This window comes from Streptomyces sp. GESEQ-4, from assembly GCF_017948455.1.
Classification (GTDB): Bacteria; Actinomycetota; Actinomycetes; order Streptomycetales; family Streptomycetaceae; genus Streptomyces.
The window spans coordinates 29,731-50,302 of the sequence record NZ_JAFFSU010000017.1; the positions used below are offsets into that span (position 1 = coordinate 29,731).

The 20,572-nt window shown below is 69.8% G+C and carries 18 protein-coding genes; 10 read left to right on the forward strand and 8 right to left on the reverse strand.

The genetic code is table 11. The annotated features are described in order from the left end of the window. Positions 1-181 precede the first annotated feature (181 nt). Together KCH48_RS28415 and KCH48_RS28420 are read left to right on the forward strand one after the other, a co-directional pair. Positions 182-1,057: a winged helix-turn-helix domain-containing protein gene (locus KCH48_RS28415; protein WP_210577754.1), complete on the forward strand. Its 876-nt coding sequence runs from the start codon at positions 182-184 to the stop codon at positions 1,055-1,057. Further along, entirely contained in the window at positions 1,057-1,815 is a 759-nt protein-coding gene (locus tag KCH48_RS28420) for an HAD family hydrolase (RefSeq protein ID WP_307840967.1), read from the forward strand. The genes KCH48_RS28415 and KCH48_RS28420 overlap by 1 nt, the downstream gene beginning before the upstream one ends. A 32-nt stretch (positions 1,816-1,847) precedes the next feature. Here KCH48_RS28420 and KCH48_RS28425 read toward each other — a convergent pair whose 3' ends face one another. Beyond that, on the reverse strand, positions 1,848-2,030 hold the full coding sequence (locus KCH48_RS28425) for a hypothetical protein (RefSeq protein WP_210577756.1): 183 nt from the start codon (positions 2,028-2,030) through the stop codon (positions 1,848-1,850). Between the two features lie 171 nt (positions 2,031-2,201). On the opposite strand from KCH48_RS28425, the gene KCH48_RS28430 reads away from it, so the two are divergent. The 5 genes from KCH48_RS28430 (at position 2,202) to KCH48_RS28450 (ending at position 9,251) form a co-directional block, all read left to right on the forward strand. Continuing rightward, a complete protein-coding gene (locus tag KCH48_RS28430; protein ID WP_210577757.1) occupies positions 2,202-3,074 on the forward strand; it encodes a winged helix-turn-helix domain-containing protein in 873 nt (290 codons plus the stop codon). Between the two features lie 264 nt (positions 3,075-3,338). Continuing rightward, positions 3,339-5,525: a phosphotransferase family protein gene (locus KCH48_RS28435; protein WP_374104721.1), complete on the forward strand. Its 2,187-nt coding sequence runs from the start codon at positions 3,339-3,341 to the stop codon at positions 5,523-5,525. Positions 5,526-5,693: 168 nt separating this feature from the next. Then, positions 5,694-6,494, forward strand: coding sequence for a hypothetical protein (locus KCH48_RS28440; RefSeq protein ID WP_307840968.1), 801 nt, complete (start codon positions 5,694-5,696; stop codon positions 6,492-6,494). Between the two features lie 33 nt (positions 6,495-6,527). Then, positions 6,528-7,136 carry a TetR family transcriptional regulator gene (locus KCH48_RS28445; RefSeq protein ID WP_210577760.1) on the forward strand — a complete coding sequence of 203 codons (609 nt, stop codon included), beginning with the start codon at positions 6,528-6,530 and terminating at the stop codon, positions 7,134-7,136. A gap of 57 nt (positions 7,137-7,193) precedes the next feature. Further along, a complete protein-coding gene (locus tag KCH48_RS28450; protein WP_210577761.1) occupies positions 7,194-9,251 on the forward strand; it encodes an AAA family ATPase in 2,058 nt (685 codons plus the stop codon). A gap of 67 nt (positions 9,252-9,318) precedes the next feature. On the opposite strand, the gene KCH48_RS28455 is transcribed toward KCH48_RS28450, so the two are convergent. Further along, positions 9,319-10,152 carry a nitroreductase/quinone reductase family protein gene (locus KCH48_RS28455; protein WP_210577762.1) on the reverse strand — a complete coding sequence of 278 codons (834 nt, stop codon included), beginning with the start codon at positions 10,150-10,152 and terminating at the stop codon, positions 9,319-9,321. Between the two features lie 230 nt (positions 10,153-10,382). Between KCH48_RS28455 and KCH48_RS28460 the strand changes: the two genes are divergently transcribed. Further along, a complete protein-coding gene (locus KCH48_RS28460; RefSeq protein WP_210577763.1) occupies positions 10,383-10,883 on the forward strand; it encodes an HAD domain-containing protein in 501 nt (166 codons plus the stop codon). Here KCH48_RS28460 and KCH48_RS28465 read toward each other — a convergent pair. Next, positions 10,852-11,745 (reverse strand): NAD(P)-dependent oxidoreductase, encoded by an 894-nt coding sequence (locus KCH48_RS28465; RefSeq protein ID WP_210577764.1) that lies wholly within the window; start codon positions 11,743-11,745, stop codon positions 10,852-10,854. The two genes, KCH48_RS28460 and KCH48_RS28465, sit on opposite strands and share 32 nt — an antisense overlap. 49 nt (positions 11,746-11,794) lie before the next feature. Here KCH48_RS28465 and KCH48_RS28470 point away from each other — a divergent pair, with 49 nt between their 5' ends. Then, positions 11,795-12,133, forward strand: a complete 339-nt coding sequence (locus tag KCH48_RS28470; protein WP_210577765.1) for a helix-turn-helix domain-containing protein — start codon at positions 11,795-11,797, stop codon at positions 12,131-12,133. A 168-nt stretch (positions 12,134-12,301) separates the two neighbouring features. Then, the gene (locus KCH48_RS28475) at positions 12,302-12,850 is read left to right on the forward strand and encodes a DUF2269 domain-containing protein (protein ID WP_210577766.1); all 549 of its coding nucleotides are present in this window, start codon (positions 12,302-12,304) and stop codon (positions 12,848-12,850) included. Here KCH48_RS28475 and KCH48_RS28480 read toward each other — a convergent pair. From KCH48_RS28480 to KCH48_RS28500, 5 genes are all read right to left on the reverse strand, one after another. Then, entirely contained in the window at positions 12,738-14,147 is a 1,410-nt protein-coding gene (locus tag KCH48_RS28480) for a VanZ family protein (protein WP_210577767.1), read from the reverse strand. The genes KCH48_RS28475 and KCH48_RS28480 overlap by 113 nt on opposite strands. Before the next feature lie 156 nt (positions 14,148-14,303). After that, the gene (locus KCH48_RS28485; RefSeq protein WP_210577768.1) at positions 14,304-17,657 is read right to left on the reverse strand and encodes a S8 family serine peptidase; all 3,354 of its coding nucleotides are present in this window, start codon (positions 17,655-17,657) and stop codon (positions 14,304-14,306) included. A 113-nt stretch (positions 17,658-17,770) separates the two neighbouring features. Further along, complete coding sequence (locus KCH48_RS28490; RefSeq protein ID WP_210577769.1) at positions 17,771-18,826, reverse strand: ABC transporter permease subunit; 1,056 nt, start codon at positions 18,824-18,826, stop codon at positions 17,771-17,773. Beyond that, a complete protein-coding gene (locus KCH48_RS28495; protein ID WP_210577882.1) occupies positions 18,823-19,761 on the reverse strand; it encodes an ABC transporter ATP-binding protein in 939 nt (312 codons plus the stop codon). Before KCH48_RS28495 ends, KCH48_RS28490 begins: the two co-directional genes overlap by 4 nt. Before the next feature lie 4 nt (positions 19,762-19,765). Beyond that, on the reverse strand, positions 19,766-20,233 hold the full coding sequence (locus KCH48_RS28500) for a GntR family transcriptional regulator (RefSeq protein ID WP_210577770.1): 468 nt from the start codon (positions 20,231-20,233) through the stop codon (positions 19,766-19,768). Positions 20,234-20,572 lie beyond the last annotated feature (339 nt).

Here is a 20,572-nt window from a genome sequence, read left to right on the forward strand (position 1 = left end):
GGCTTCCTGGGCGGCGGGACGAGCGGTGGGGGGTGCGTGGGTGGCGTCCCCGGATGGGGAGGCAAAACTTCCGCCAACTTGGTTAAGTTGGCGACCATCTCTGACTATGTTGTCCCCAGTTGGTACCTACTCATAAACAACTCCCAGATAACTCCCCCTAGATGGATCGCAGTTGTAGCGTTTGGTCGTGACCCAGGAGAACGTGGCAGTGAACGTGAACGGCAACAGAATGTCGCCCCAGGAGATCGCCGACGCCCTGCGGGAGCGGATCCGCGCCGGAGAACTCAAGGCGGGCGACCGCCTGCCCACCCAGGCCGACCTCGCCGAGGAGTTCGGCGTGGAGCGCGGCACCGTGCGCCAGGCCCTCCGGGCGCTCCAGGACGACGGTCTCCTGAGCAATGTCAGCAAGGGCAGTCCGCCCCGTGTCGCCGAGCCGGCCCCGGTGCTGGGCGAGCCCCAGCCGACGATGGTCGGGTTGGCGCCGCGTCTGGCGGACGCGTTCTCGCAGCCGCACGTGCGCGTCGACGCGGCCTGTCTGACCGCCGAGACCCTGATGCTGGCCCTGAGCTCGCCCCTGCGCGAGATCCATGAGGGAAAGGTGCGCCCCGAGTCGATCGATGTGCGCATCCTGCTGCCCTCCCGGGACATCACGCTCGCCTTCCCGGCGCCGGTCGACGGCGACGACGAGTCGGTGCACGACCGCTGGCTGTCCATGCGCAACGCCCAGGGCCACGTCCTGCGCCACAACCTGCTGGCCCTGCGCTCCTCGCACGGCATCGACGTGCACGTAACCTTCCGCGCCCTGCCCTTCACCCCGCCGGTCAAGCTGTATCTGCTCAACGGGGCCGAGGCGCTGATCGCGTACTACATGATCACGCGCCGCGAGGAGCCCACGGACTCCGGCACCCTCGACATGTACGACACCCTGGGCACCGAATCCCTCCTCTTCTCCTTCGTCCGGCGGGCCGGCCAGCGCGACGCCGCATTCGTGGAGGAATCCCAGAAGTGGTTCGACGCCCTCTGGGAAACCATCACCACGGACCTGACACTTCCCTAGTGACTTCTGATACGACGCAGACCGATCCGGTGGCAGCAGAGAACGAGCCCGACGCGGAGCAGCTGAAAAAGCTCCGTGAGCTGATCAAACCTGCCCGGGTCGTGCTCTGGGACTTCGACGGCCCCGTCTGCCGGCTGTTCGCCGGGCACTCGGCGGAACGCGTGGCGGTGGACCTGGTGGACTGGCTGGAGGGCCAGGGCCTGCACGGCCTGGTTACGGAGGAGGAGCGCAAGTCGCTGGACCCACATGTAGTCCTGCGCGCCGTGGACCTTCGGCACCCCCGCAGCGACCTGGTCGCCGCGCTGGAGGAACGTCTCACCTTGGAGGAACTGCGGGCCGTGTCCTCGGCGATGCCCACCATGTACGCCGACGTGCTGATCCGCACCTGGACGGCGATGGGCGCCCGCCTGGCCGTCGCCACGAACAACTCCCCGCGCGTGGTCAGTGCGTACCTCCAAGGCCGCGATCTGGCCCCCTGTTTCGCCCCCCACATCTACGGCCGCACCCAGGACCTCCACCGCCTCAAGCCGGACCCGGACTGCCTCAACCGCGCCCTCACGGTGATGGGCGCGGCCCCGTCCGCCGCCCTGATGATCGGCGACACCCCCTCCGACTACCTCGCCGCCCGCAGCGCCGGCGTTCCCTTCCTCGGCTACGCGCGTAACAACCGCAAGGCGAAGCTGCTGCGGGAGGCCGGAGCCACGTCGATCGTGCAGTCGCTGTTTCCGGTGCTGGATGCTGTGCGGGATCAGGCTTGAGTGATCGGGCCTGAGTGATCGGGCCTGAGTGTTCAGGCCTGCGTCATCAGCACCACGAACACGACCGCGGCCCCGACGGCCAGTCCGGACCGTCGCGCCCGGATCCCCACGCCGACCAGGAACAGGAGCAGCACGCCGACGACGCCGAGCTGCGCCTGCGCCCGCTGCCCGAGGTAGACCTCGAGGAGCTCCATGACCATGTGGAACGACAGCATGCCTACCACCTCCCCTCCACTTCCAGGATGACCTCAACCAGCCGTCCAATTGGACTGGTTGATTGAAGGTGGTCTGCCCTGTCCGGTTGATCCCTAACCAACGGCCCAATATGACTGCCAAGTTGACCGGACCATGGTTTGTCAGCGGACTGGGAGCGGTACGGTCCAGGTGTGGACGCACAGCAGACCGGTGAGGGTGGCGGCAAGGAGTTCCAGAAGGTCTCCGACGAGCTCCGCAGCCGGATAACGGACGGGACCTACCCCCTTGGGTCCTTCCTGCCGTCACAGCGCGATCTCGCCGAGGAATTCGGCGTCTCCCGGGACACCGTGCAGCGGGCGCTGCGTGAACTCGCGGGTGAACGGTGGATCGACCCACGCCAGGGCAGCGGCACGCGCGTGATCAACATTCAGCGCATCCAGTCGTCGGATCCCAAGGCGACCCGGTCGCGACACGGCGCGACACTGGGCCCCTTCATCAGCGAGGCGTTCGAACGGCCCGAAGTCACCCTGGATGTCTACACGTTGACGTCCGAATCCCTGGACGCGCACATTCGCCTTCAGGCCGAGCGCATCCGGGCCGGTTTCATCCGTCCGGAACACATCGCCCTGCGCATGCTTCTGCCGTCCAGGGCCCTGCAACTGCCCTATCCGAAGGCCTTGAAGATCGACGAGGACACGCCGCGGCTGCAGGCCCGCCTGCGCGCCATCACGGAGCGGCACACCGAGTCGCTGCGCAACGTCCTGCGGGAACTGCACGCCGAGCAGCTGGTGCCGTCCGTCGATGTGCAGATCCGGCATGCGCCGCTGACACCGACGTTCAAGCTCTATCTGCTCAATGGAGTGGAGGCGCTGCACGGCCTGTACGGGATCACCCGGCGTCCGGTGGTGATCGGCGACGAAGAAATCGATGCCCTCGACGTCCTCGGTCTCGGAGCCACGCTGACCCACCACGTGAAGGACACGGACCAGAACTCGCCCGGATCCGTGTTCGTGGAAAGCATGGAGTCCTGGTTCGAGTCGGTCTGGACGCTGCTCGCCGAGTAGTCGGAAACCCCTCGACGGATGCTCCAGAGGGGCCCGAGAGCAGGCTCACGCGCGTGCTGTAGCATCACCGCACCGACTGAGCAAACGCTCGCCTTCTTACGTATCAAGAGGCAGAACCAGCCAGCCCCGAACGGGCTCGGGCAGGTCTCATGCAGATGGGTGGAATGCGCCCGTCATGGCCGTACAGAGGCCATTCTGTGGTGCGCGATGCCACCACCGTGCTTACCGTTTGCCATACATTCCGTCTCGTACCCGGAGCAGCCCGTGGCCGCACCGCCTCGTCCCCGTCCTTTTCTCGGGGAGCGTGCCACGGCCGACGCTGTGTACCCCTTCGTGGTGCAGGCCGAGCATGCGGGGCAAGCCATCAGCGGGCACCACAACCAGAACTATGTGCTGCCGCTCCCGGAGAGCGCTGCGCGGCTGTTGCACCGTGACGCCGGTACGTCCGTGACCGTGCGGATCCGGCGTGCCGAGGCGCTGCCTGTGGTGATCAGGACCTGGGAGAACGAGGCAACGGTCCTGGATGCCATCAAAGGGGTCCTGCCGCACGTTCCGGAGTGCCTCGTTAAAGGGGACGACTTCGCTATCCACAGCTATGTGGAAGGCGTTCCGCTCTCCAGCGTCTGCGGCAATGGCAAGCCTGTCGACACACTGCTCATCAAGGCGCTGGCCGGCCTGCTCGCCCAGATGACCCAGGTGCGGCTCGGTGTGCTGCCTCCGCTGCCGAAGGTCTGGCCGAGCAACCATCTGGACAGCCAGGGGTTTCTGCAGACCCTGGCGCACCTCGCGGACGAGCAGATCAGGCAGCCCAACTGGGCGGAGTTCGGCGGACTGTTCGCGGCGCTCGGCGTCCCGGAGGACGCCATGGTCCGCCTGGCCGCGCGGGTCCCCGTGATGGCGCGGCGACCGTACAGCCTGCTCCACGCGGACCTCCACCGGGACAACCTGATCCTGCCGTACGCCGCCGAACCGCCCCTCATCTGCGTCGACTGGGAGCTGGCGACCTACGGCGATCCGCTGCACGACCTCGCGACACATCTCGTGCGCATGCGGTACCCGTCCCATCAGCGGGCCGAGGTGGTCGACGCTTGGGCGGAGGCGATGCAGGAGACCCGCCCCGCCGCGGTCAACGGTCTGGGCCGGGACCTGCGCAGCTACCTCGCCTTCGAGCTGGCCCAGTCGGTCTACCCGGACGTGATGCGCGCCGCGCGGTCGCTGGAGGAATCCTTCACTCAGAACAGCCTGGACGAGGCGACGCTGGAGGTGCACCGGGCCCTCGAGGCGGCGGCCGAACCGCTCCGGCTCGGCAAGGTGCCGAGCAAGGAGGAGATCGAAGGCGCCCTCTTCCGGTGGCTGGCGTCGCGGAACCAGCGCGTCGGTGGGGGCCGGGACCTGATCGCGCGGGCCTTCACCTGGGAGCCGGACCGACGCCTTCCCGAGCACCCCGAATTCCCGGACTCCGCCGTGACGGATGCCCTGATGGCGGAAGGGGCCGCCCCGGCGGGCCAGGTGTTCAAGGGGACCGCGCATCTGAACACGGTGGTCCGGGTGCCGGACATCGAATTTCCCGTCGTCGTACGGCGCAGGCTGCTGGGCGTCTGCCGCCGGGAACGCAGCTTTCTCAGTGAGCACGCGGTGCTGCGGGCCATCGAGGAATCGCCCGCGCGGGTGGCGGCGCCGAGGGGGCTCGCGCTCGGTCGGGGCTATCCCGGTGACCCATTCACCATTCACACGTACGTCGGACCCCATGACATCGGGCGGCCCCCCAGCCATCCCGTCCACGGACTGCTGCCCCATGAGGCGGACGGGCTCGTCCGCCAGCTCGCCGCGCTGACGGAGGTCGACTACAAGCGGGTCGACCCCGCGGCCGGCGAAGGCGGGTTCCACCGCTGGCTGACCGAACAACTCATCTCTCTCGTCAGGCAGTTGCCGAAGGAATCCCAGCAACTGGCGCGGCAGCTCGGGCTGCCCGACGCAGATGGTCTGAGGCAACTCCTGTCCCGCCACGAGGTGACCGACCGGAAGCCGGCACTGCTGCACGGCGACCTCAACCCCTGGAACCTGGTCCGCCGTGACGACGTCCTGGCGCTGACCATCATCGACTGGGAGATGGCGGTCGTCGGAGACCCGCTCTACGACCTCGTCCGGCACATACACCTCACCCCGACCCGGCCGGAGATCCGCGACCGGATGTTCCGGCTGTGGGAGCGCCTGTTGCCCCCGGAGTACACGTGTGACTGGCGCAGGGACTGGCGTGTGTACCGGTGGATCGAGATCGTGCGGTCCGCGTACATCGACCTCGACCGGCTGGTCACCGGAGCGAGCCTGGACGCTCCCAACGTACGCCGTGCCGTGGATTCCTACGCCATGACACTGGCTGCCGCCAAAGGGTTGCTGGGCCTGCCCGACCGCCGGACGGCGAACCCCTATCTTGCCCGCGCTCTGGTCTAGGGAGACCATGACACCACCCAACGGTGGCTTGCCCACGGGCATATGACGTTGCGTCGGTTGCGGACGACGTGCGGAGGGGGCGGGGGCATGCTTCAGCGGGGGAGCCGATCGACCGACGACAGTGTGGGCAGGCGGCTGAGGCGCGTTCAGGAACGCTATGAACCCGCGGTGACCCGCGTCCTGCTGGCCGCGGTCTTCGTCACCGGACTGCTCGCCCAGTTCGTGAAGCCGGTCGGCGACGCCCTGCAGGGCAAGGCGTATCTCGGTGGCGCCCTGCTCAGCCTGGTCGGCTATGTGCTGTACGACGCGGTGAAGGACCTCTCCTCGTCGGTGCGGGTGCCGGCGCGGCCGCTGGTGAACTCCAGCCAACTCGGCAGTTTCGTCAGCGAGGCCTTCCAGACCAGGAAAGTGGAGATAAGTTTCCTCGGCTATACCGGCGAGACCCTCTACAACGAGCTGTACCACCGTCTGGAGGACCTGTCCGACAACCCCGGCCCCACCCGGAGGGTCTCGGTGCGGATGCTCGTCCCGGACTTCGGGCAGCAGATGACTGTCCCCGCGAAGGTGGGCCACGACGGACGGCCGGTCGACGACGAGGCGTTCCGTGACCGCATGTCCGGGCGGTGCCAGGAGTACGAGGAGAAGCTGTCGGACATCGCCGACCGGCTCACCGCCACCGGCAGACTGGTCGTCGAGTGTGAGTACCGCTGCTATCCGGGCATCCCGCGCGACAAGATCTGCATCTTCAACCGCGTACAGGTGCTGCACGGTCTGTACGACCTGTCCGTGCGGATGCACCACCGGGGCGAGGACTACTTCGACCCGAAGGGATACAGGACCGACCTCAACGTCTGGTCCCGGCAGGGCACGGCTGCCGCGGAGGAAGCCGTCACCACCTGGATCAAGCACTTCGACGACCTCTGGGACCTCGCCACGGTTCCGGCCTGGCGGCAGGGCGTCGCGCCCTGAGGTCACCGCCACCGCGATGCGTAGGCTCACCCCATGAGCGAGATCGGCCTGCGTGAGCGCAAGAAGCGGCGGATGTATCAGTCCGTGTCGGACATCGCCATCCGGCTGTTCCTGGAGAAGGGCTTCGATGCTGTCTCCGTGGCGGAGATCGCCGCAGCGGCCGAGATCTCCAAGCCGACGCTGTTCCGGTACTTCCCGGCGAAGGAGGACCTCGTCCTGTACCGGATCGCCGATCACGAGGACGAGGCCGCGCGGGTTGCCGGTCAGGGTGGCCAGGCGCCTCTTGTCGCGCTGCGGCGGCACTTTCTGGAGGGGCTGGAGCGGGGTGATCCCATCACCGGGATGAATGACCATCCTCAGGTGGTGGCGTTTCACGCGCTGCTGTACGGGACTCCGGCCCTGGTCGCGGGGATGTACGGCCATCTGGAGCGGTCGGAGGCCGCGCTGGCCGAGGCGCTCGGTGGGGATCTGGACGCCCGGCTGGCCGCCGGGCAGATCGTGGCCGTGCGGCGGATCCTCGCGCAGGAGAACTGGCGGCGGATCAGGGGAGGGGAGTCGGTGGCGGAGGTGCGGCGGGATGCGATCGCGGCCGCCGAGCGGGCGTTCGCGCAGCTGGAAGGCGCGTTTCCGTTCCTCACCTGAAGTTGATACGTGGTAAGAAATGTTACTCGGTTGCGTTATTCCGGTACGCTTTCTGGAATGACGTCTCCCGACCCCGCCCTCCAGGACTCCCTCCACCGCGAACGCGCCCACCATGACCGCTGCCGCACCGCCCTCGCCGCCATGGTCGACGGCGCCCAGGGCCATGTCGTCACCGGCGAGGACGTCTCCGCCTCCGGTGCCGACGCCGAAGTGCTCGGGTACCGGCTGCGCAGCCGGGCCAAGGAGATGCGGGAACTGCCTGAAGGGCCCCTGTTCTTCGGTCGGTTGGATTTCCGGACCGACAGTGAGCACGGCGGGCAGCACTATCACATCGGGCGGTTGCGGATCACCGAGCGCCCCGCCGTCCCGCCCCTCGTCGTCGACTGGCGCGCGCCCGTCTCCCGGGCCTTCTACCAGGCCAGTGCCCGTGATCCACAGGGCGTGCTGGTCCGGCGGCGGTTCGGCTGGGCGCCCGGCAGCCGCGGTGACTCGACCGACCTGTCCGGGCTGGAGGACGAGCACCTCGGGCGCGGCGAGGAGTGCGTCAGCGGCATCGTCACCCGCGAGATCGAACGGCCCCGTGTCGGGCCCATGCGGGACATCGCGGCGACCATCCAGCCCGAGCAGGACGATCTCGTACGAGGTGATCTCGCCGAGTCGGTGTGCGTGCAGGGCGCTCCGGGGACAGGGAAGACCGCCGTCGGTCTCCATCGCGCCGCCTATCTCCTCTACACCCACCCGCAGCGCATCCGGCGCGGCGGGCTGCTCATCCTCGGGCCCAACCGCACCTTCCTCTCCTACATCTCCGAAGTGCTGCCGGCCCTCGGCGAGACCGGCGTACGGCAGTCCACGCTCATCGAGGAGATCGCCAGGCATCCCGTGAGCGGCAGGGACGAGCCGGCCGCCGCCCTCCTCAAACACGACGCCCGGATGGCCGACGTGCTGCGGCGGGCGCTGTACGCGCGCGTGTCGGTCGAGAGCGCCGACTCCCTTGCCGTTCCGGACGGTTCGTACCGGTGGCGGGTGTCCGGTGAGGAGCTCCAGCGGATCGTCGCGGGCGTGCGGGCCGAGCAGCCGCCGTACGCCATCGGGCGGGAGCGGGTGCGGACGCGGATCGTGGAGCGCATCCGGGCGCAGGCGGAGCGGCGTGCGGGGGCGGTGCCGGGCGCCTGGGTGCGGAAGATCGAGCGGGCGCGGGCGATCGGCGAGCGCCTGGACGCCGTATGGCCGCGCGTGCGCCCCGAGGAGGTCGTCGCCGAACTCCTCACCGACGCCGATGTGTTGGCAGGGGCCGCCGACGGGGTGTTCGACGCCGACGAGCAGAAGGCGCTGCTGTGGGCGCGACCGCCGCGTTCCTGGAAGAGCGCACGCTGGTCGGCCGCCGATCTCGTCCTGCTCGACGAGGTCGCCGGGCTCATGGAGCATCCCCAGGGATACGGCCATCTCGTCGTCGACGAGGCGCAGGACCTCTCCCCGATGGAGTGCCGGGCCATCGCCCGCCGGGCGTCCTTCGGATCGCTGACCGTGCTCGGGGATCTGGCACAGGGGACCACGCCCTGGGCCGCGCGATCCTGGCCCGCGCTCCTCGCCCACCTCGGAAAACCGGACGCCGCCGTGGTCCCGCTCACCACCGGATTCCGGATGCCGCAGGCCGTCGTAGACCTGGCGAACCGGCTCCTGGCACGGCTGGACGTAGAAGTGGCCCCCGCCCGGTCGCTGCGCGGCGACGGTGAGTTGAGCTTTCGGGAGACGGCGTCCGGTGATCTGCCGGGTGCGGTCGTCGCGGCCGTGCGCGCCGCGCTCGACCGCGAAGGGTCCATCGGAGTCATCACCGCCGATGTGGACGAGGACCGGATGCGGTCGGCGCTCGGTGCGGCCGGGATCGAGGATGCCCGGGTGTCCGTCGTGCCCGCGAGCCTCGTCAAGGGGCTCGAGTACGACCACGTCGTCGCCGTCGAGCCCGCGACGATCGCGGAGGCGGAGGAGCGGGGGCTGCACCGGCTGTACGTCGTCGTGACCCGGGCGGTGTCGCGGCTGGAGGTGGTGCATGGGCGGCCGTTGCCGTTCGAGGCGGGTCCGGCAGCGCGCCCCGATAGGGGCGCGGGGCTGTGCTGATATGCGGCTCCGCCGCGCGGGCGCGACCAGCCACGACGCACCCGCAGACAACGGCCGTCCGCCGGGCTCAGGCCGATTCCAGTAGCGGGATCAACTGCTCTTCCTCGTACGTCAGATGCTCCTCCAACTCCGTCGCCAGCCGTTCCACCTCCGCGTGAGCGGACCCCGCGTCCGACCCGGCGGACACAGCGGCCCGCAGTTCCTCCACCAGCTCGGCGATCCGCTCGTGCTCCTCCCGCAGCCGGGTCAGGACGGGCGCGGCCTCGGGGTGCCGGTCGGCGAGGACCGGGAACATGCCCATGTCCTCGGCGGTGTGGTGGTAGTGCAGGCCATGGCAGAAGGTGAGGCAGTTGACGCGGAGTTGGGCGCCGAGAGCGGTGCCGTCGGCCATCTCCTTGCGGATCAGGGCGAGTTCACGGCGGAAGCCGTCGTGGATGACCTTGATCGCCTCGCCGAGGGAGCCGGCCCTGATATTCGGCGGGCCGTCCTGTTCGATCTCGTAGAGGGCGACCACCGGTATCACGCGGCCCGCCTTCTCCTCGTACGCCGCCCAGCCCGGCTCCGCCTCGACGGCCCGCGCGAAGGCCTGGTCGCGTTCCTCGCCCGCCAGGACGACGGCGCGCGCGGGATACGTGAACGCGCCGCTCTCGACGGTGACTTGGGGGTTGGCGCGGAGGTTGTGGTACCAGGCGGGATGCCGGGGGGAACCGCCGGCCGAGGCGATGACGAGGACGCGTTCGGCGCCGTCGGGGAGGTAGCCGAGGGGTGTGGTGTGCGGGGTGCCGGTGCGGGCTCCGGTGGTGGTCAGCAGCAGGAGCCGGGCGCCTTCGAAGTAGCCGCCGACCGCGCCGTTGTTGGCGCGGAACTCATCGATGACCTGCTGGTTGAAGTCGTTGGGCATGCGTGTGTGTTCTCACTTCTTTCTCGATCGCTGATATCCCATGCGGATGTGCACGGGGCTGGAGCTACGGCGAAGAAAAAGAAGCGGCGGGCCTCTCGCCCGCGCCGGCCTCACTCAGAGGCCGGGCACCCAACTCGCTCACGGCACAAGGCCGACCCGGCAGTCATGGACGGGACGTTAACCGGGGCAGAGGATGCGCGGCAAGCACGTTTGTCCGATCCTGTTGAACGATGCTCCTTTTTCTGGATGTGGACGGGACGCTGATCCCGTTCGGGGCGACCTGGCCCTACCCGGAGTACGAGGCACGGTTCGCGCTGCCGGAGGGCGCCGGCCATCCGCTGCTGCCCCGCGTCGATCCTGGGCTCGGGGCCCGGCTCACCGCGCTGGACTGCGAGTTGGTGTGGGCCACGACCTGGATGGACGACGCCAACGAATGCCTGGCGCCCTGGCTCGGCCTGCCCTCGCTGCCACTGGTCGACTGGCCGGGCGGCGGCGAGGGCAAGCCACGCGGCCTGCACTGGAAGACCCGGGCGCTGGTCGCCTGGGCGGACGGGCGGCCCTTCGTCTGGGTCGACGACGAGATCACCGACGTGGACCGGGAGTGGGTGGCCGCCCATCACCCCGTACGGGCGCTGCTGCATCGCGTGGATCACCGGTACGGGCTGACCGACGCGGACTTCCGGGTGCTGCGGCGGTGGGTCAGTGGGCGGTGCGGCCCAGAAGCTCGGTGACCCGGATGAACCCGTCCGTGCCGTGCCCGAGCCCGATCGCCCGGCGGGCCTGGCCCTCGACGGCGCGCATCACGCTCGCCTCGATGCCGTGGGCCTCGGAGGCGTGGACGATATGAGCCATGGAGGAGACGGCCGAGGTGATCGGGTTGAGTTCGCCGGAGTAGGTGCCGTCATCGGCGTCACCCGCGAACTCCTCGAACAGCGGTGGCAGGATCGCGCCGATGCCCTGCGCGAAGGGCGCCAGCTCGCGTGCCGTGACGCCCTCGGCACGGGCCACCGCGAGCGCGTGCGCATAGCCCGCCATCGCCGTCCAGAAGATGTCGAGCAGGGCGACGTCGTAGGCGGCGGCGCGTGCGATGTCCTCGCCGAGGTGGGTGTGGGTGCCGCCGAGTGTGTCGAGGACGGGGCGGTGCTCGCCGTAGACCTCCTCGGGGCCGCTGAGCAGGAACACCGCGTCGGGCGTGCCGATGGTCGGGGTCGGCGTCATGATCGCGCCGTCCAGGTAGCGGATGCCGTGCGCGGCGGCCCAGCCGGCCGTGTCGCGGGCGCGGTCCGGGGTATCGGCGCTGAGATTGACGACCGTACGGCCCTTGAGAGCGGCCGTGACGGCGTCCTCGCGGAGGACCGCGTCGGAGGCGTCGTAGTTCACCACGCAGACCACGGTGAGCGGGCTGGCGGCCACCGCCTCCTCGGCTGACCCGGCCGCCGCCGCCCCGCGCTCGACCAGCTCCCGTTCCCTGCCGGGGGTGCGATTCCATACGGTGGTCCGCAGACCGGCGTCGACGAAGGCACCGGCCAGGGCCCGGCCCATCGGACCCAGGCCGAGGACGGTGACGGCGGACTGGTCGTCGTACGAAGACATGCTTCAACTCCCGTAAAATGTGCGGTAATTGATGACAAAGGGGGCGAGGATGACGCGCAGCCGTGCTCAGGACACGAATGTCTGCGGAGTGACCGCCGCGATCGCGGTGATCGACGGCAAGTGGAAGCCGACCCTGCTGTGGCTGCTGGAATCAGGCCCGCAGCGGCCCGGCGAACTGCGGCGCCGGCTGCCCGGGCTCACCGAGAAGGTGCTGACCCAGGCGCTGCGCGAGATGGAGGCGGACGGTCTGGTGCACCGGGAGGTGCACGACGTACTCCCGCTGAAGACGGTCTACTCCCTGACCGGCTTCGGCCGTGAACTCTCCGAACTCCTCGCTCCCCTCTCCGACTGGGGCCACCGCCGCCTGGACCGGCTCCGCGCCTCCTGACCTCGCGACTTCAGCCTCGCCCGAGGGCCGCGCGCTGCCAAGTACCCACTTTTTTGTGGGTACTCCGGGACGGGGCGGGAGGGATCTTTCCGGTACGCCGACGCGAGTACGCGGGGTTACTCCCGCTGTCAGACGACCTCGCCGCCCCCGCCCGGCACCGTGTTGCACATGAAGTCGAGCCTGAAACTGAGCCGTCCCGCACGCCGGGCCTCCGTCGTCGTCCATGTCGTCGCCTCGGCGAGCTGGCTCGGGCTCACGCTCGGGCTGCTCGCGCTGGCGGTCACCGCGATCACCACCGGGTCAGCGGTGACCGCCGAGGCATCCGTCCGGGCCATGAAGCTGTTCGCCGACTGGCTGCTGCTGCCCGCCGCGTTCCTCACGCTCCTCACCGGCCTGCTGCTGTCCCTGGGCACCCAGTGGGGGCTCGCACGGCACCGCTGGGTCTACGTCAAGTTCTGGCTCACCCTGGCCACGATCACCGCCACCGCCTTCGCCCTGCGCCCCGGCCTGGGCGCCACGGTCACCACTGTCACCGAGACCGGGTCCGTGCCCGACACCACCGACATCGTGATGGGGCCGGTCGTCTCCCTGTCCGCGTACGTCTTCATGACCGTGATCTCGATCCTGAAGCCGTGGGGTCTGACGAGGCGCGGCCGGAATGCGCGGGCTGCCGTCCGGCGTCCGGTGAGCGCCGAGCGGGCTCGCGAGGCTGTCTAGTGCTGTGTTCCTCGAACGGTGTGGACATCTCGGCGCCGCGGTAGGCGAGTTGGTGGGGTGCGTCCGGTCGGCCCCGCGTCCCCGTGCCCTCCCGCGCCCGCGCGTGCGGGAGGGCACGGTTGCGGACGCCGGAGAGGAGCTCGTGCGGGCCGAGGCCCTCGGGGTGGCGGCGTACCGCCCTCGCGTAGGCGCCGATCACAGCCAGGCAGACGACCGGGGACAGCAGCAGGACGAGCCCGGCGACCGGATCCGCGGCCAGGCTGTAAGCCACGTCCCGGTAGCCGACCCGGCCCGCGATCTCGATGAGCGCGGAGGCGTCGGCAGGGGAGGCCGGGTAGTCGGGAAGGATCGCCCCCGCGGCGAGCCATACGACCGCAAACGGCGGACCCAGCAGCGCGGCGCGCAGGACGAGCCGGGCGGGCCCCGGCCGTCCGCCGTCAGCCGTGACCAGGTGCAGCAGCAGTACGTGCTTGCCCGGCGTCGCGCCCGTTAGCCACGGTACGACGACGAACCACAGTCCGAGGACGATCGGTGGCACCCACAGCACGGTCTCCGCACCGAGCACGACGTACGTGACGCCCCCGACGCCGCCGGTGAGCAGGCCGACGCCCGTCACGTCCAGCAGCAGCGCGAGCAAGCGGCGGCCGAAGGGGACCTTGCCGGTGGCGAGCGGGGCGAGCGCGCGGTCGTCCAGGCTGTCCAGGTCGGGCAGGGCCCGGGCCAGAGGCCCTGCGGCCGCCCAGCCGAGGGCCGCGCCCGCCGTGTTGACGATGAGATCGTCGACGGCGAAGAGGCGGTACGGGCACGCGTAGAGACCCCACAGCCCGCTGTACTGGGTCAGTTCGAGGCACAGCGATCCCGCGAATCCGGTGATCGTGGCCGCGGCGAGCCCGCGCCGGAAGTGGATCCTTACGAACGCTCCGAGCGGCAGCAGCAGGAGCAGGTTGAACGCGGTCTGCCAGACGGCCGAGTTGTGCAGCACGAGCGCGTCGAGCGTGACGCGGTGATGTGCCTCCTTCCAGATGTCGGCGAAGGCGGTGCCGGGCGTCAACTGCGGCTCACGGAACGACGGGTATGCCGCGCAGACGTCCACCGACCGCGATGGCAGCGGCACGACCGTCATGCAGAAGGCGGAGAGCGCGTAGTACGCGCCGCCGTACACCGACAGCACCCGCCAGCGGGTCATGACGCCGTGCCGCCGGTAGAGGACGATCGCCGTCGGCACGAACGTCAGTAAGGCGATCGCCGGGAAGAGCAGCGCTGCCGTGCGGATCGACAGCAGGTAGGTCTCCGTCATGGCGCGCACTATACACAGCGTCTATACGCCGTGTGTATAGAGGCTTTCCGGGCTGCCGCAGGGGTCGATACGGGCGCTGCTCCCCCGTTCACGGCAAGAGCGCCCGAGCCGGCCGAAGCCGACCCGGGCGTCCAAGCAACACACGTGTACAGAGGCCTACTTGACGGTCCGATAGGCCCGGTGGATCGTCTGCTTCAGGGTGTTGCCGGCCGCGTCCGTGAGCTTCACGCGCAGAGAGACCGCGCCCGCCTTCGCCGGGTGACGCAGGTCGAGGCGTTTGCCGTCGACCGCCTTCGCCGGGTGCCAGGTCCGGCCGTCGTCGTACGAGACGGAGAAGGCCAACTTGCGGGCGGTGCGCGCGGTGGCCGCGCCCTCGACCGTGAACGGGACAGAGAAACGCGTACCCGCCTTGGCCGTGCTCTCCGTGGACAGCCGGGGCGTGAAGCGGACCACCGACAGCGGCAGCCGCTGCTCGACACCGGTGACGTGCGCGGAGGTGAAGGTCCACTCGGCGGTGACCCGGGTGCTGACCGAGGACAGCGTGGTGGGGCGGGAGACGTCCGTGGTGAGTCGGTACGTGCGCTTGGCGGCGGGGAGTTCGTACGAGACGCCGGCCAGGTCAGTGTCCACCGCGAAGACCTTCGTGCCGCCCGCGTACAGGGTGCTCCTGGCCCTGCTGTACGGGGAGTCGCCGATATGGCCGGCGCCGTCGGAGAAGAGGGGGAGGTAGGCGAGGAAGGTGTCGCCCTCGCGGACCGCGCCGGGGCGGTCCGCGCCGTCCGTCAGCGGGCCGGTGAGGTGCGGGCCGAAGACGCCGGTGTTGAAGCGCTCGGTGTACTGCCTGCCCGCGCTGTACGAGCGGGGCTTCGCGCTCCACTGGCGGGCCTCCCACACCGGTTCGCCGTCCGCGTCCTTGCCTCCGATCTGATCGACGGAGTACCGCCACCGCACGCCCGGCAGGACGTACTCGGTGAAAGCGCCCGGCAGCGAGCGCGTGTCGGGGTTTATGCCGCCCGACTGGCCGACCGGAGTCAGCGGCGCGGCGGCGAACGTCGCCGTCTTGCCCCTGGCGGGCGCACCGGCGGCGAACGTGACCTTGGCGAACTGCCCGCGCTTCAGGTTCGCGGTGAAGCCCGACAGGTCGCCGGTACGGTTCCAGGCCGGCCGGTAGTGCGTACTGCCGTGCGTCCAGGTGCCGCTGTACTGCGCGAACGCCTCGCCCGCCGGAAGCCGGGCCCCGAACTGACCGACGCGCAGCCTGCCGAAGTCGCCGATGGGGTACGTGGCGAAGTACCGGTGCCCGCCGATTTCGAACCCGTAGTTGAGGGTGGCGTCGGTGTGCTTGGCCCTGCTGTCCGGCACGGTGATCCGGACCGGCTTGGCCTTGCGGGCGTCCATGACGAGGGTGGTGTCACGGGTGAGGGAGAACTTCGGGTTGAGGAGGAGGGCCAGTTCGTTGGAGTCGGCGTCGGGGGTCGCGCCCGTGTCGATCCGGCCTTCGAGGCTGTAACGCCCCTTGGGCAGCCGTACGGTGAACTCGCCGTCCGTGTCGTCGGAGTAGGCCTGCCCGATCTCGTTGTCCAGACCCTGCACCCCGGTCTCCGAACGCCTGGCGGGCTTGCCCTGCAGGTCGAGATGCTTGACCGTCAGGTCGTACGACTCGATCTCGCGGTGTACGCCGATGCCGGTCCGTACGGTCGTACCCGCTCCGTCCGTCGCGGTGAGCGCGCCGCCGAAGGAGCCGTCGGCCGTGCCCGCGCCGCTGTCGGCGGTGACCTGGGCGGTCGCGGTGGCGCCCGCCGGAACCGTGAGCTGCTTCGGCGAGACCTCGAACATGCCCTCGGCGGCGGGCTTTCCGTCCTCGCCGTACGCCTCGGTGCTCAGGTCGAGGGTGAGGGGGCGGTCGCCGTCGTTGCGGTAGGTGACCGTCTTCGTGGCCGGCTGGTCGTCGGTGTGCGGCCACTGCTGGGCGGGGAAGCCGAGGGTGGCCGGGTTGGTGGTGAGCTGCTGGCCGAGGGCGCGGGGGAGGTCCGTACGGCCCGTGCCCTGCGCGAACGCCGAGACACCGGCGGTCGGCTTGGCGGATGCGGTGAGCGCGGCCTTGATGCGCTCACCGGTCCAGTCGGGGTGGCGCTGGGCGAGGATCGCGGCGGCGCCCGCGACATGCGGGGTCGCCATCGACGTACCGCTCATCGAGACGTAGCCGTCGGCGGCCGGGTCGCCCTCCGTGCCCTCGGCGGCCTTCGCGGCGACGATGTCGACGCCGGGGGCGGTGAGGTCGGGCTTGAGGGAACCATCCGCCGTCGGGCCGCGGCTGGAGAAATCGGCCATCGCGTCGGTGCGGTCCACCGCGCCCACGGTGAGCGCGGCGGCGGCGCTGCCCGGCGAACCGACGGTGCCGGCGGCGGGGCCGTCGTTGCCGGCGGCGATCACGAAGAGGGCGCCGGAGGAGGCGGACAGCTCGTCCACCGCCTGTTCGAGGGGGTCGTCACCGGGGCTGTCGGGGCCGCCCAGGCTCAGGTTGACCACCTCGGCGCCCTGCGCGACGGCCCACTGCGCACCGGCGATGACGCCGGACTCCCCGCCGACGCCCTCGTCGTCGAGCACCTTGCCGCTGATCAGCCGGGCACCCGGCGCGACCCCCTTGTACTTCCCCCCGGAGTGCGCGCCGGACCCCGCGACCGTCGACGCCACATGCGTGCCGTGACCCACCCGGTCGACGGTGTCCGCCGCCTCGGAGAAGTTCTTCGCCGCGTCGATACGGCCCTTCAGATCCGGGTGCGTGCCGTCGACCCCGGTGTCCAGCACGGCGACCTTGACGCCCGTGCCGTCGTACCCGGCCGCCCAGGCCTCGGGGGCGCCGATCTGGGCGGTGCTCCGGTCGAGGGCCGCCTCGACCTTCCCGTCGAGCCAGATCTTCTCGACCCGGTCGGCGGCGGCCGACCTCGCCCGCGCCGTCCCCCCGCTGCCGGTGAGCGTCTCCCACAGGTCGGCGCCCTCGGACTTACGGGCCTTCAGCGCGTCCCCGTTGACGCTGGGCAGGTCCCGGCTGACCCGGGCTCCGGCGGCGGACAGCGTGCTCGGCGTGAGGGTGCGGCCCTTGGCGTACGTCACGATCAGCGGGAGGTCGGGGCGGGCCGCGTCGTCGTAACCCCACTTGACCAGCTGCGTCACGTCGAACAGCCGCCGGTCGGCGGTGCCGTTCGCGAGGAGCCGCTCGGCGTCACGCGGGACGACGTAGGTGCGGTCGGCGCTCCGCGCTATTCGGAAGGCGGTGCCTTCCCGACCCTTGCCGGGCCGCACACCGGTGACCTGTCCGGTGGCGTCCAGGGTGACCCGGTCACCGGTGACGAGGGTGACTGTCCTGGTCTTGCCGAGGGCGCCGGCCGTACCGCTTCCCGTCTGCGCGGCCTGGGTTCCCGGCGCGCTGAGCAGGGTGGCGGCAAGGGCCGCGGCGGTGAACAGGGCGAGAACCGAAGCCTCACCCGTGCGCCTCTTTCGGTGGTTCAAGGCATGCCTTTCTCTCCGGACTTCCGGGCATGGCGAAGCAGCCCGGCGGACGGGACAAGGAAACAGAGGGGGAAAGAGGCGCCCCTTCGCAAAGGGGCGCGGGGCGTACGAACTCAGACGAGCCGCTTACGACCCCAGAAGAAGAGGAACGCCACGACACCGGCGGTCAGGGCGAACAGAATCGACGCCCCGAACCACTGCATGGCGTTCATCTGCGACATCGGGAGGTAGTCCACCGACCAGCCCACGACATCGGCCTTGTCCAGGCACACCTGCCGTGCCGCGTCGGTCTGCGACTCCGAACAGGTGCCCCAGCTCACCAGATCCCCGCTGCCAGTGACATACGACTGATCGATTTCGTAGGCGTTGTGGGGGAGCGACGGGTACGCGTTCTCGCCTTCGACACCCTTGTTCGTCGTGAGCGTGACGACGTTGCCGAGCGACAGCTGGAAGTAGCCCCAGACAAGCTGGAGGACGACGGTGAAACCGAAGGTGACCACCATGGCCGTCAGCGTGCGTCGCAGCACCACACCGATCGCCACCCCGCCGAAGACGGAGAAGAGGGTGAGGGCGACAGGCACTGGACCCGTCGTGTTGAACGCGGCGCCCGAGGTCCAGTCCATGACCGTGGCCTCGGACTTGACGGGGTTCCACCACCAGCCGAACACCGCCGACAACACGCCCGTGCTCACCACGACCACCAGTCCGGCCAGCGCCAGCTTCGTGGCGAGCCAGCGGGTCCGGCTCATGGACTGGGCGGCGACCAGCTTGGCGGTGCCGTTCTCCAGGTCGCCCGCGATGAGCGGGGCGCCGAGGAAGACACCGAGCAGGACGGGTATCGCCTGGAGTCCCGTGGAGACCAAGGAGAACGCGTCGTCGTACTGCTCGAAGCTGCCGTCCGCCTCGTCGAGGCTCTTGCCGGGATAGCCGTAACCGTCGAGGAAGTCGACCATCTGGCCGCGCTGGTAGACGATCCAGGCCACGGTGAGCGCGGTGGCGGCGAGGATCGTCCAGAACGCGGCCCGGTGCTGGCGCCAGACCAGCCAGGTCATACCGCTGAGTCGGGGGCGCCGGTTGGCCTGCGTGGTGGTCGCGTTCATGGTCCCGTTCTTGCCGTCGCTCGTGGAGCCGGTCGAGGTGCTGGTCGAACCGCGGGTGAAGGTGCTCATGCCGCCACCGCCCCGGTGCCGAACCCCTGGCCGTGGACCTGGGCGGTGGGGGTGATCAGCGGTGGTGCGTCGGGTGAGCGGAGATAGGCGAGCAGGAGTTCCTCCATGTTCGGAGCGTTTATGTCCCAGGGGCCGGTGACCGGGCCGTCGGGGCGGATGAGCGCGGTGAACTGCCGTCCGCTGGTCCGGGACTCGACGAGGGTGTGGCCCCCGAGGGCGAGGGCGGGAGGCATGCCGTCACCCTCCTTGGCGCCCGTGACCAGGGCGTGCACGGACATCAGCTCGTCCACGTCACCGGCGAGGCGCACTCCGCCGCCGGAGACGACAACGAGGTAGTCGCACACGTTCTCCAGTTCGGCGAGGACGTGGGTGGACATCAGCACGGTGGTTCCGCGCTCGGCGGCCTCGGCGAGGAGGGTGCCCATGATCTCGTGGCGCACGACCGGGTCGAGGTCCGACATCGGCTCGTCGAGCATCAGCAGGTCGGGGCTCTTTCCGAAGGCGAGGGCGATGGCGACGCGGGTGCGCTGGCCTCCGGAGAGGGTGCTGATCTTCGCGTCGAAGGGCACGTTGCCCGCGCGGATGATGCCCTCGGCGGCGCGCTGGTCCCAGCCGGGGTTCAGCTCCCGGCCCAGACGCAGGGTCTCCGCCACGGTGAAGCGGCGGAACAGGGGCTTCTCCTGGGCGAGGAACGCTGTGCGCCGACCGGACTCCACCGAGCCCGGAGCCTCACCGAACAGGCTGATCGAGCCGTTCGTCGGCTGCAGGACATGGGCCGCGATGCTCAGCAGCGTGGTTTTGCCCGCCCCGTTGGGTCCCACCAGGCCGCAGATCCGTCCCGCCGGGAGCCGGAAGGAGCAGTCCCGCAACGCCCAGCCCCGCCGGTAGCGCATCCCCAGCCCGTACGCCTCGATCGCCGGTTGCCCCGCGTACATACCTTCACTCACCTGTGCTCCTAGTTGTCGTGGCCCCCGTGGACCCCGTTGTCGTGGACCCCGTTGCCGCCACGTTCCCGGCGGCGTACTGCTTCTCCATCGCCGACGCGACCAGCGCGGCCACGTCCTCCTGCTCCAGACCGGCCCCGGCCGCCTTCGACATCCACGCCACCAGCTCCACGTACAGCGGCGAGTCGGTGCCCGTCTCGGGGCGGCCCAGCGTGCGGCGTACGAAGGTGCCCTGGCCCGGTCGCGGTTCGACCAGGCCCTCGCGCTCCAGCTCGCGGTACGCCTTGAGGGTGGTGTTCGGGTTGACCGTGCTGGTCGCGGCGACCTCCTTGGCGGTGGGCAGCCGGTCACCCGGCACGAGTACGCCCAGCCGGAGGGCCTGCTTGGTCTGCTGCACGATCTGCTGGAAGGCGGGGACACCGCTCCGCCTGTCGATGCGGTACTCCACGATCACCACCACCATTCCACTATGTGATTAGTGGAATGATGATGGAGGGGTGTGAGGACGGTTGTCAATGCCGACCGGGGACGAGGAGAAGCGGGTGGGAGGTACGCTGACCGTTTTTTCCAGGCGTCGCGCTGTGCCTGTTGCTGCTCTCGTTGGTTGCTGATGGTCGCCCAGAGCGCGCCGGAGAGACCGATGAGCGCCGCTGAGAGTGCGCCTGACGCCGTGATCACGGAGTTGGGTGAGACACGTTTCGCCAGTGCGTCTCACTCAACTCCGGGCAGGTCCCGCTGGTTTTCATTGATCTCGGCGGACTTGATGGCCAGTTCGATGCGCCATGCAGTCATGATCATCTCG

Coding starts and splice junctions, on each gene's coding strand:
- KCH48_RS28425 (WP_210577756.1), bottom strand. CDS start 2,030: ATGCTGTCGTTCCACATGGTCATGGAGCTCCTCGAGGTCTACCTCGGG.
- KCH48_RS28445 (WP_210577760.1), top strand. CDS start 6,528: ATGAGCGAGATCGGCCTGCGTGAGCGCAAGAAGCGGCGGATGTATCAG.
- KCH48_RS28450 (WP_210577761.1), top strand. CDS start 7,194: ATGACGTCTCCCGACCCCGCCCTCCAGGACTCCCTCCACCGCGAACGC.
- KCH48_RS28455 (WP_210577762.1), bottom strand. CDS start 10,152: ATGCCCAACGACTTCAACCAGCAGGTCATCGATGAGTTCCGCGCCAAC.
- KCH48_RS28460 (WP_210577763.1), top strand. CDS start 10,383: ATGCTCCTTTTTCTGGATGTGGACGGGACGCTGATCCCGTTCGGGGCG.
- KCH48_RS28465 (WP_210577764.1), bottom strand. CDS start 11,745: ATGTCTTCGTACGACGACCAGTCCGCCGTCACCGTCCTCGGCCTGGGT.
- KCH48_RS28470 (WP_210577765.1), top strand. CDS start 11,795: ATGACGCGCAGCCGTGCTCAGGACACGAATGTCTGCGGAGTGACCGCC.
- KCH48_RS28475 (WP_210577766.1), top strand. CDS start 12,302: ATGAAGTCGAGCCTGAAACTGAGCCGTCCCGCACGCCGGGCCTCCGTC.
- KCH48_RS28480 (WP_210577767.1), bottom strand. CDS start 14,147: ATGACGGAGACCTACCTGCTGTCGATCCGCACGGCAGCGCTGCTCTTC.
- KCH48_RS28490 (WP_210577769.1), bottom strand. CDS start 18,826: ATGAGCACCTTCACCCGCGGTTCGACCAGCACCTCGACCGGCTCCACG.
- KCH48_RS28495 (WP_210577882.1), bottom strand. CDS start 19,761: ATGTACGCGGGGCAACCGGCGATCGAGGCGTACGGGCTGGGGATGCGC.
- KCH48_RS28500 (WP_210577770.1), bottom strand. CDS start 20,233: ATGGTGGTGGTGATCGTGGAGTACCGCATCGACAGGCGGAGCGGTGTC.